General features: G+C 65.6%; 8 protein-coding genes. 5 read left to right on the top strand and 3 right to left on the bottom strand.

The annotated features are described in order from the left end of the window. Positions 1 to 344 precede the first annotated feature (344 nt). From JYJ84_RS22165 to JYJ84_RS22185, 5 genes are all read left to right on the top strand, one after another. On the top strand, positions 345 to 851 hold the full coding sequence (locus JYJ84_RS22165) for a sugar dehydrogenase complex small subunit (RefSeq protein ID WP_175219773.1): 507 nt from the start codon (positions 345 to 347) through the stop codon (positions 849 to 851). Continuing rightward, on the top strand, positions 851 to 2,470 hold the full coding sequence (locus tag JYJ84_RS22170) for a GMC family oxidoreductase (RefSeq protein ID WP_122947283.1): 1,620 nt from the start codon (positions 851 to 853) through the stop codon (positions 2,468 to 2,470). The genes JYJ84_RS22165 and JYJ84_RS22170 overlap by 1 nt, the downstream gene beginning before the upstream one ends. A 2-nt stretch (positions 2,471 to 2,472) precedes the next feature. Then, entirely contained in the window at positions 2,473 to 3,750 is a 1,278-nt protein-coding gene (locus tag JYJ84_RS22175) for a cytochrome c (RefSeq protein WP_122947282.1), read from the top strand. Positions 3,751 to 3,935: 185 nt separating this feature from the next. Then, positions 3,936 to 4,355: a DoxX family protein gene (locus JYJ84_RS22180; protein WP_236027446.1), complete on the top strand. Its 420-nt coding sequence runs from the start codon at positions 3,936 to 3,938 to the stop codon at positions 4,353 to 4,355. A 63-nt stretch (positions 4,356 to 4,418) separates the two neighbouring features. Then, entirely contained in the window at positions 4,419 to 5,525 is a 1,107-nt protein-coding gene (locus tag JYJ84_RS22185; protein ID WP_122947280.1) for a porin, read from the top strand. A gap of 85 nt (positions 5,526 to 5,610) precedes the next feature. Here the strand turns inward: JYJ84_RS22185 and JYJ84_RS22190 are convergent, their stop codons facing one another. The 3 genes from JYJ84_RS22190 to JYJ84_RS22200 all read right to left on the bottom strand — a co-directional run. Then, positions 5,611 to 6,153 (bottom strand): cysteine hydrolase family protein, encoded by a 543-nt coding sequence (locus tag JYJ84_RS22190; protein ID WP_122947279.1) that lies wholly within the window; start codon positions 6,151 to 6,153, stop codon positions 5,611 to 5,613. 229 nt (positions 6,154 to 6,382) lie between these two features. Next, positions 6,383 to 7,708 carry an MFS transporter gene (locus JYJ84_RS22195; RefSeq protein ID WP_122947278.1) on the bottom strand — a complete coding sequence of 442 codons (1,326 nt, stop codon included), beginning with the start codon at positions 7,706 to 7,708 and terminating at the stop codon, positions 6,383 to 6,385. Positions 7,709 to 7,752: 44 nt separating this feature from the next. Continuing rightward, positions 7,753 to 8,257: M20/M25/M40 family metallo-hydrolase (locus JYJ84_RS22200; protein ID WP_205189474.1), on the bottom strand; the 505-nt coding region annotated here is incomplete at its 5' end.

Consider the following 8,257-nt stretch of genomic DNA (forward strand, 5'->3'; position numbering starts at 1 on the left):
CGGTTCGTTTCGCTTTGTTCTGTTTGTTGTGCTGCTTCATCGCTCGATTGCCCTCGGAGGGAAGCTTTCTGTTTGATTGCACGGGATTCTAACCGACCGACATGCGCGCGCATCGCGCTGCACAGTGTGTCGTCGGTGTACGACAACGATGTGCTTGCCGCAGATTTGTCGCGCCGACGACACAAAAATGCAGCGAAATGTCGATTGTCTCGGATGACGGAACATTTAATGGACTATAAAAAGATTGTTCGATCCGATTTGTGCGCGTACATTTCAGGTCCGCGCCAATGTTTGAGAAATATCAAGCGTGGTTTTCCCGAATCCGGTGTTCGAGAGAAGGAAACATGCACAACGACAACACCCCCCACTCGCGTCGCTCTGGCGACGCAGCCGTAACTGGCATCACACGGCGTCAATGGCTGCAGGGCGCACTGGCGCTGACGGCGGCGGGCCTCACAGGCTCGCTGGCGTTGCGGGCCCTGGCTGACGATCCCGGCACCGCGCCGCTCGATACGTTCATGACGCTCTCCGAAGCATTGACCGGCAAGAAAGGGTTGAGCCGCGTGCTCGGCCAGCGCTTCCTGCAGGCCTTGCAGAAGGGCTCGTTCAAGACAGCCGACAGCCTGCCGCAACTCGCCGGCGCACTCGCGTCCGGTTCGCTGAATCCCGATCAGGAAGCACTCGCGCTCAAGATTCTTGAAGCGTGGTATCTCGGTATCGTCGACAACGTCGTGATTGCCTATGAAGAAGCATTAATGTTCAGCGTCGTATCCGATACGCTCGTGATCCCGTCGTATTGCCCCAACAAACCCGGCTTCTGGGCCGACAAACCGATCGAGAGGCAAGCCTGATGGCCGATACCGATACGCAAAAGGCCGACGTCGTCGTCGTCGGGTCGGGTGTCGCAGGCGCGATCGTTGCACACCAGCTCGCGATGGCGGGCAAGTCCGTGATCCTGCTGGAAGCCGGCCCGCGCATGCCGCGCTGGGAAATCGTCGAGCGCTTCCGCAACCAGGTCGACAAGACCGATTTCATGGCGCCGTACCCGTCGAGCGCGTGGGCGCCGCATCCGGAATACGGTCCGCCGAACGACTACCTGGTCCTGAAGGGCGAGCACAAGTTCAACTCGCAGTACATCCGCGCGGTGGGCGGCACGACGTGGCACTGGGCCGCGTCGGCGTGGCGCTTCATCCCGAACGACTTCAAGATGAAGACCGTGTACGGCGTCGGCCGCGACTGGCCGATCCAGTACGACGACATCGAGCATTACTACCAGCGCGCCGAAGAGGAACTCGGCGTGTGGGGCCCGGGCCCCGAGGAAGACCTGTACTCGCCGCGCAAGGAGCCGTACCCGATGCCGCCGCTGCCGTTGTCGTTCAACGAGCAGACGATCAAGAGCGCGCTCAACGGCTATGACCCGAAGTTCCACGTGGTGACCGAGCCGGTCGCGCGCAACAGCCGCCCGTACGACGGCCGGCCGACTTGTTGCGGGAACAACAATTGCATGCCGATCTGCCCGATCGGCGCGATGTACAACGGCATCGTGCACGTCGAGAAGGCCGAGCAGGCCGGCGCGAAGCTGATCGACAGCGCGGTCGTCTACAAGCTCGAGACCGGGCCGGACAAGCGCATCACCGCCGCGGTCTACAAGGACAAGACGGGCGCCGACCACCGCGTCGAAGGCAAGTACTTCGTGATTGCCGCGAACGGCATCGAGACGCCGAAGATCCTGCTGATGTCCGCGAACCGCGATTTCCCGAACGGCGTCGCGAACAGCTCGGACATGGTCGGGCGCAACCTGATGGATCACCCGGGTACCGGCGTGTCGTTCTACGCGAACGAGAAGCTGTGGCCGGGCCGCGGCCCGCAGGAGATGACGTCGCTGATCGGTTTCCGCGACGGTCCGTTCCGCGCGACCGAAGCCGCGAAGAAGATCCACCTGTCGAACATGTCGCGCATCAACCAGGAAACGCAGAAGATCTTCAAGGGCGGCAAGCTGATGAAGCCCGCGGAGCTCGACGCGCAGATCCGCGACCGTTCCGCGCGCTTCGTGCAGTTCGACTGCTTCCACGAAATCCTGCCGCAACCCGAGAACCGCATCGTGCCGAGCAAGACGGCCACCGACGCGATCGGCATCCCGCGCCCCGAGATCACGTATGCGATCGACGACTACGTGAAGCGCGGCGCCGTGCACACGCGCGAGGTCTACGCGACGGCCGCGAAGGTGCTGGGCGGCACCGAAGTCGTCTTCAACGACGAGTTCGCGCCGAACAACCACATCACGGGCGCGACGATCATGGGCGCGGATGCACGCGACTCGGTCGTCGACAAGGATTGCCGCACGTTCGACCATCCGAACCTGTTCATCTCGAGCAGCTCGACGATGCCGACCGTCGGTACGGTGAACGTGACGCTGACGATCGCGGCGCTCGCGCTGCGGATGTCGGACACGCTGAAGAAGGAAGTCTGACCGTGCGGAAATCTACTCTCACCTTCCTCCTCGCCGGCTGCCTCGCGCTACCGGGTCTCGTACGCGCGGCCGATTCGGCCGATCCGGCGCTGGTCAAGCGCGGCGAATATCTCGCGGTCGCGGGCGACTGCATGGCCTGCCACACCGCGAAGGGCGGCAAGCCGTTCGCGGGCGGTCTCGGCATGCCGATCCCGATGCTCGGCAAGATCTACACGAGCAACATCACGCCCGATCCCGACACGGGCATCGGCAACTGGTCGGCCGAGGACTTCGAGCGCGCGGTGCGCCACGGGGTGTCGAAGAACGGCGACAACCTGTATCCGGCGATGCCGTACGTGTCGTACGCGAAGATCAACGACGACGACGTGCAGGCGCTGTACGCGTACTTCATGCACGGCGTCGAGCCGGTCAAGCAGGCGCCGCCGAAGAACGAGATCCCCGCGCTGCTGAGCATGCGCTGGCCGCTGAAGATCTGGAACTGGCTGTTCCTGAAGGACGGCGCGTACGAGCCCAAGCCGGCGCAGAGCGCCGAGTGGAACCGCGGCGCGTATCTCGTCCAGGGCCTGGCGCACTGCAGTACGTGCCACACGCCGCGCGGCATCGCGATGCAGGAGAAGTCGCTCGACGAGACGGGCGGCAGCTTCCTGTCGGGCTCGGTGCTCGCGGGCTGGGACGGCTACAACATCACGTCCGACGCCAATGCAGGGATCGGCGGCTGGACGCAGCAGCAGCTCGTCCAGTACCTGCGCACCGGCAGCGTGCCGGGTCTCGCGCAGGCGGCCGGCCCGATGGCCGAGGCGATCGAGCACAGCTTCTCGAAGATGACGGAAGCCGACATCGGCGCGATCTCGACGTACATCCGCACGGTGCCGGCCGTCGCCAATGGCGACGCGAAGCAGTCGCGCGCGTCGTGGGGCAAGCCGTCCGACGACGGCGAGAAGCTGCGCGGCGTGCCGCTGGCAACGTCGGGCATCGATCCGGCGCGGCTGTATCTCGGCAACTGTGCGACCTGCCACCAGATGCAGGGCAAGGGCACGCCGGACGGCTATTACCCGCCGCTGTTCCACAACTCGACGGTTGGTGCGTCGAATCCGACCAACCTCGTGCAGGTGATCCTGAACGGCGTGCAGCGCAAGGCCGGCAGCGAGGACGTCGGGATGCCGGCGTTCCGTCACGAGCTGTCGGATGCGCAGATCGCCGCGCTGACGAACTACCTGACCGGGCAGTTCGGCAATCCGGCCGCGAAGGTGACCGAGCAGGACGTCGCGAAGCTGCGTTGATGCGGTACGTGACGAAGCAGGGCGATAACTGACAAGAGGAGGAGCACAGCACATCGGGTTGTTGCCCGATGCCGGTTGTTGCAGAGCGGGGCGGGCGGCGCAGGCGGCCGCCCGTCCTGGTTCATTCGCAATCCGGTGCGCCGGGGCTGTTTCAGCGACGCGCATCGTTTTCGTTGATCGACACCATGACACCGAATCAACCGTTTCTCGCGTCCCAGCGCGATGTGCTGCTGCTGCTTGCCCGGATCCTGCTCGTGATCCTGTTCGTGATGTTCGGCTGGAAGAAGATCGTCGACTTCCCCGGGACTATCGCGTTCATGGGTTCGGAAGGCGCGCCCGCGCCGATCATCTCCGCTGCAATCTCCGTCGTGATGGAGCTGTTAGTGGGGATCGCGATCCTGGTCGGCTTCCAGACGCGGGCGCTCGCGCTGCTGCTGGCGCTCTACACGATCGGCACCGGCATCATCGGCCACCATTACTGGACGATGACGGGCGGCGAGCAGATCAACAACATGATTCATTTCTACAAGAACATCGCGATCTCCGGCGGCCTGCTTGCGCTTTGCGCGGCGGGCCCCGGGCGTTTTTCGATCGATCGCGGATAAGCGGACCCGGGGCGCGCGCATGGGGCGCGCGCCGGACGGTCGAGACTTCGAGGGGGCATCATTTTGCGACTCAAACATTTCGCATGGCTGATCGCGGCCGCCACACCGGCGGCCGCTTTTGCACAGACGAGCGTGACGCTGTACGGCCGCGTCGACGGCGGCATCGAATACCTGAACCACATCGCGAAGCCGAACGGCGGCAGCGGGACCCGCTGGAGCGCCGAAAGCGGCGATTGGGGCACCAGCATGTTCGGGCTGAAGGGCATCGAGGATCTCGGCGGCGGGCTGTCGACGGTCTTCAACCTGGAAACCGCGTTCCAGGTGATGAACGGCCAGACGGGCGGCGGCCGCATGTGGTCGCGGCGTGCGTACGTCGGGCTGAAGAGCAACACGTGGGGCCAGCTGCAGGCCGGCCGCAACCTGTTCATCGACAGCGACGGCGTGTGGGAATTCGACCCGTTCGTGCAGCAGGCGTTTTCGTCGGCATCGCTCGTGCGCGGTCGTAACTGGCAGCAAACCAGCAACAACATCGAGTATCACAGCCCGGTGATCGGCGGCTTCGACGTGCAGGCGCAATACGCGTTCGGCAACCAGTCACGCGGCTTCAACTACGGCGCGGCCGACGATTTCGGCCGCTCGGACGGGATCATGATCTCGTACCACTCGCCGTTGCTCGACGTGCGCGGCATCTACGACGAACTGCGCGACAACAACGGCAAGTTCAGCAACATCTTCACCGCGTCGCGCGAGTATTTCGTCGGGGCGAACGTGAAGGTGTCGAAGTTCAAGATCCAGGGCGCGTATACGCACTACCAGGCACCGGACAGCCCGGCCGGCGTGGCCGATCGTGCCGATCACTACTGGCTCGGCGCGACCTATTCGGCGACCCCGCAATGGGCCGTGACGGGCGGCGGTTACTACGTGAAGGTGGGCGACGGCGGTGGCGATGCGTCGCACGATCCGTCGGGGCACGCGATGATGTACGTGCTCGGCACCACGTACAACCTGTCGAAGCGCACGTTCCTGTACGGCACGGTCGCGTATGTGCGCAACGGCGGCAACTCGAACTTCTCGCTGCTCGCGACGCCGCGCGACGCGACGTCGGGGACGAGCCCGTTGACGGGCGAGTCGCAGACGGGTGCGTATGTCGGGATGATGCATACGTTCTGAGCGGGGCGGTTACGCGACGGGTACGCAACGCACGGGCGGTGGCCGCTCGTGCGTTGTTGCGTTTACGGTGTGTGACTGCTGCCGGTCAGAACACGCAAGCGTCGGTCGTGGTCAGCGTCGCGAACGGCCCGCCAAGCGTCGCGTTGTGATGCGCGACGATCCGCTCGGCCGGCAGTTCCGGCGTGTCCATGCAGGTGTGCGCATCGGTCACGAGCACCGCGCGAAAGCCTTGATCGGCGGCCGCACGGCACGCCGTGTCGACACAGTACTGGGTCTTCATTCCCGCGATGACGATCTCGCTGATGCCGGCCTCGCGCAGCCATTCGGCGAGCCGCGTACCGGCGAAGCTGCTCGACTGCGCCTTGTCGAACACGATGTCGCGCGTCGTATCGATCGTGAGCTCCGGCACCAGCGCGGTCAGCGGAGAACCGGGCGCAATCGGCGAGCCGGCGGGCCCGGTATGCCGGACGGCGAACACCGGCGCACCGGCTTCATGCGCGCGACCGATCAACCGGTTGATGTTCGCGAGCACGCGTTCGCCGTCGTATGGACGCTCGGGGCCGTGAAACAGGCCGACCTGCATGTCGACGACGAGCAGTGCGCGTTTCGGGGAAGAGACTTCGGGCATTGCGTTTCTCCTGAGTGACCGATACGGACGGAGAAACGACAAGACCCCGTCCGGAACCGGCGGGGCCTGTGAGGGATCGCGCTACGACCTTGCGCGCACTCGCCGCACGAGCCCGCCGAAGGCGGTCGTGCGCGTCGTCGTCGAGGAGGAGGTCGTGATGTGGCGCATGGAGCGATCATGCCCGATGCGCGCGCACCACGTCAATCGCGCATCGGGCATCCGCCGCCGGTCAATCGAGCGCCTTCCCGGCCTTTTCATCCATGCAGCGCACGGCGAGCAGCGTCATCGCGCCACACCCGATCGCGTACCACGCAGGCGCATTCGGATTGCCGGTCGCGGCGATCAGCCACGTGACGAAGAACTGCGCGAAGCCGCCGAAGATTGCGACGCCGATGCTGTACACGAGCGCGCCGCCGGTGGCGCGTACCGCACGCGGGAACAGTTCGCCGAGCATCGCACCCGTCGCGCCGATGTTGATCGCGTGCACGATCGACAGCGCGGCGATGATCGACAGCAGCGAGGTGGCGCCCGGCCAGCGGTTCAGCGCGATGAACGCCGGGTAGATCGCGGCCATCAGCACGATGCGCGTCCACCAGACGATCCGGTTGCGCCCGTAGACGTCGGACAGGTGGCCGCCGATCGGCGTCACGAGCATCAGGATCGCACCGGCGACGCAGCCGGCCGTCATCGACAGCCAGGTCGGCAGGTGCAGCACCTGCACGCCGTAGATCGCCATGTAGAACACGATGATGTAGTGGATCGACGTGCCGCCGATCGTCACGCCGAGGCCCGCGAACACGGCCTTGCCGTGATGGCGCAGCACGTCGGCGAGCGGCAGCGATGCAACCGGCTCGTGTGTAGCGGCGGGCGCGGCGGGCGCGGCGGCCGGCACTTCCTCGACCGTGCGGCGCAGCCAGTAGCCGATCGGCACGAACAGCGTGCCGATGATGAACGGTATGCGCCAGCCCCAGCTTTCGAGCTGCGCGGCAGTCAGCGTCGATGTCAGCGCGACGCCGGTCAGCGCTCCGGCGAGTGCGGCGAGCCCCTGGCTCGAGAACTGGAACGACGCGTAGAAGCCGCGACGATGCTGCGGTGCCTGTTCGAGCAGCAGCGTCGTCGATGCGCCGACTTCGCCGCCCGACGCGAACCCTTGCAGCAGGCGCGCGAGCACGAGCAGCAGCGGCGCGGCGAGGCCGATCTGCGCGAAGGTCGGCGCGACCGCGATCGTCGCGGTGCCGAGCGCCATCAGCAGCAGCGTGAGGATCATCGCCTTCTTGCGGCCGGCGCGGTCGGCATACATGCCGATCACGAGCCCGCCGAGCGGGCGCGTGACGAAGCCGACGCCGAAGCTCGCAACCGCGAGCATCAATTGCCCGAACGACGAATGCACGGGAAAGAACAGCTTGCCGATCAGGATCGCGAAGAAGCTGTAGACCGTGAAGTCGTAGAACTCGAGCGCGTTGCCGACGGCGGCGGCCGCGATCAGCCGGCGTTTCTTCGCGGCGGCGCGTGCATCGGCCGGCGTGCCGGCGAACGAAAGGGCGGACGTTTCCATGTGGGGCTTCCCCGGTTGGCGCGGAACGATGGGATGAAGGGCTGTCAGGCCGCGAGCCAGGCTTCGGCGATGCGAACCCAGTAGCTCGCGCCGATCGCGAGGATGTCGTCGTTGAAGTCGTAGCCGGGGTTGTGCACCATGCAGCCGCCCTTGCTGCCGATCCCGTTGCCGATGAATGCGTAGCAGCCGGGGCGCGCTTCGAGCATGAACGCGAAATCCTCGCTGCCCATCAACGGCGCGGCATCGGTTTCGACGCGCTCGGCGCCGAGCATCTGGCGCGCGATGTCGGCCGCGAACGCGGTCGGCTCCGCGTGATTGACGAGCACCGGGTAGCCGTAGTCGTAGTCGACTTCCGCCGTGACGCCGAAGCTTTCCGCCTGGCCTTTCGCGAGCGCCTCGATGCGGCGCGCGAGCAGTGCACGCACGTCGGCGTTCAGCGCACGCACCGACAGCTTCATCACGACGGTTTCGGGAATGATGTTGAACGTCTCGCCGGCCTGCACGCTGCCGACGGTGATCACGGCCGCATGCTGCGCATCGACTTCGCGC

This window comes from Burkholderia sp. LMG 13014, from assembly GCF_905232215.1.
Classification (GTDB): Bacteria; Pseudomonadota; Gammaproteobacteria; order Burkholderiales; family Burkholderiaceae; genus Burkholderia.

What these genes read in the sequence shown, in the direction of transcription:
- JYJ84_RS22165 (WP_175219773.1), top strand. Translation starts at nt 345, where the DNA reads ATGCACAACGACAACACCCCCCACTCGCGTCGCTCTGGCGACGCAGCC.
- JYJ84_RS22170 (WP_122947283.1), top strand. Translation starts at nt 851, where the DNA reads ATGGCCGATACCGATACGCAAAAGGCCGACGTCGTCGTCGTCGGGTCG.
- JYJ84_RS22180 (WP_236027446.1), top strand. Translation starts at nt 3,936, where the DNA reads ATGACACCGAATCAACCGTTTCTCGCGTCCCAGCGCGATGTGCTGCTG.
- JYJ84_RS22190 (WP_122947279.1), bottom strand. Translation starts at nt 6,153, where the DNA reads ATGCCCGAAGTCTCTTCCCCGAAACGCGCACTGCTCGTCGTCGACATG.
- JYJ84_RS22195 (WP_122947278.1), bottom strand. Translation starts at nt 7,708, where the DNA reads ATGGAAACGTCCGCCCTTTCGTTCGCCGGCACGCCGGCCGATGCACGC.